This is a genomic window from Streptomyces phytophilus (assembly GCF_013870535.1).
Taxonomy (GTDB): domain Bacteria; phylum Actinomycetota; class Actinomycetes; order Streptomycetales; family Streptomycetaceae; genus Streptomyces; species Streptomyces phytophilus.
This window is the reverse complement of sequence record NZ_JACBXC010001273.1, coordinates 1-1,702: the sequence shown is the minus strand read 5'-3', so window position 1 is coordinate 1,702 and position 1,702 is coordinate 1. Positions and strand designations below refer to the sequence as shown.

Genomic DNA, 1,702 nt, shown 5'->3' with positions numbered 1-1,702 from the left:
CGCGCCCTGCTCATCGGCGCGCGGCGCCCGTCCCCGACCTCGCGATGACTGCGCATGGGTCCTCCCGAAGGTCTCAAGAAATCGATTTCACGACCTCGGGAAGAGAGCCTCCCATCGCACCCCGACGCCGTCAACAACCCCGGAACGCCCGCCCGATGGGCCCTGGCGCCGATCCCGGCGGCGTAAGAAAATTAAGTTCCGAACTTAATGATACGGACGTGAATCATAGGGTACGGTCTCATCTGACGCCGAGCAGGAGGCACCCATGTCCGAGTCCGTCCTGAGCACGTCGAGAGCGCGATGGTTCGCGTTCGCGGTGCTCTGTTCCATGCAGCTGATGATCGTCATCGACATCAGCATCGTGACCGTCGCACTCCGGTCGATCCAGAGCGACCTCGGCTTCGACACGGCACGGCTCGCCTGGGTCACCAACGCCTACACCGTCGGCTTCGGCGGCTTCCTGCTCTTATCCGGTCGGCTCGGCGATCTCATCGGCCGCAAGCGGCTGTTCGTCTCCGGCGTCGTCGTCTTCACCGTCGCCTCCGCGCTGTGCGGCCTGGCCACCGGCCAGACGATGCTCATCGCGATGCGCTTCCTGCAGGGCGCCGGCGCCGCCATGGCGTACGCGGTGGTCATGGGCATCGTCTTCATGATCTTCCGGGACGACCCCCGGCAACTCGGCAAGGCCATGGGAGCCATCGGCTTCGCGGCCGCCGCCGGAGCCACCATCGGCATCCTGATCAGCGGCCTCATCACCAGCGGAACCAGCTGGCACTGGGTCTTCTACGTCAACGTCCCCATCGGCGCCGCGGCGATCGTCCTCGCCGTCCGCCTGATCCCGGCCGACAGCGGCCCCGGACTCGGCGAGGGGGTCGACCTGCCCGGCGCCGCGCTCGTCACCAGCGGCATGATGCTCGGCGTCTACACCATCGCCACCGTCGAGGAGAACGGCTGGGTCTCCGCGCACACCCTCGGCTTCGGCGGCACCGCGGTCGCGCTGCTCGCCGGGTTCCTGGGCCGCCAGGCGACGGCCAAGGTACCGCTGCTGCCGCTGTCGATCTTCCGGTCGCGCAACCTGTCCGGCGCCAACATGATCCACTTGCTGCTGGTCGCGGCGACCGTCTCGTTCAACATCCTCATCGCGCTCTACCTCCAGCAGGTGGCCGACTACTCCCCGCTGCGCACCAGCCTGGCCTTCGTCCCCCTCGCGACGATCGCGGCGGTCGCGTCGCTCGGCCTGTCCAGCCGGCTGAACGAACTCTTCGGCGCCCGCCGCGTGCTGATCGCCAGCCTCGCCGGCGTGGTCGTCGGGCTCGTCCTCGCCGCCCGGATCCCCGCCGATCTCACCTACGCCGTGGACCTGCTGCCGGTCCTGCTGATCCTCGGTGCCTCCGGCGGCCTGGCCATGCCCGCCGTGATGATGCTGTCCATGGCGGTCGCCTCGCCCAAGGACGCCGGCCTCGCCTCCGGCCTCTCCGGTACGTCCGGGATGGTCGGCGACTCCCTCGGCATCGCGTCGCTCACCGCCGTCGCGGCGGCCCACGCCACGAACGCCGCCGCCGACGGCAGCTCCCCGGACGCCGCACTGACCGCCGGCTTCCGGCTCGCCTTCGGCATCGGCGCGGGCCTCGTCGCGCTCGCGGCCGTCGTCGGTCTGCTCGTCCTGCCCGCGACGCAGGGCAGGCAGCAGCAGGAGCCCAGC

Annotated in this window: 1 protein-coding gene; it reads left to right on the top strand. The window is 69.9% G+C overall.

Translation table 11 applies throughout. The features are described from left to right. Positions 1–265: 265 nt before the first annotated feature. Positions 266–1,702, top strand: a 1,437-nt coding sequence (locus tag H5J30_RS31525; protein WP_258563625.1) for an MFS transporter, incomplete at its 3' end; no start/stop codon positions are given.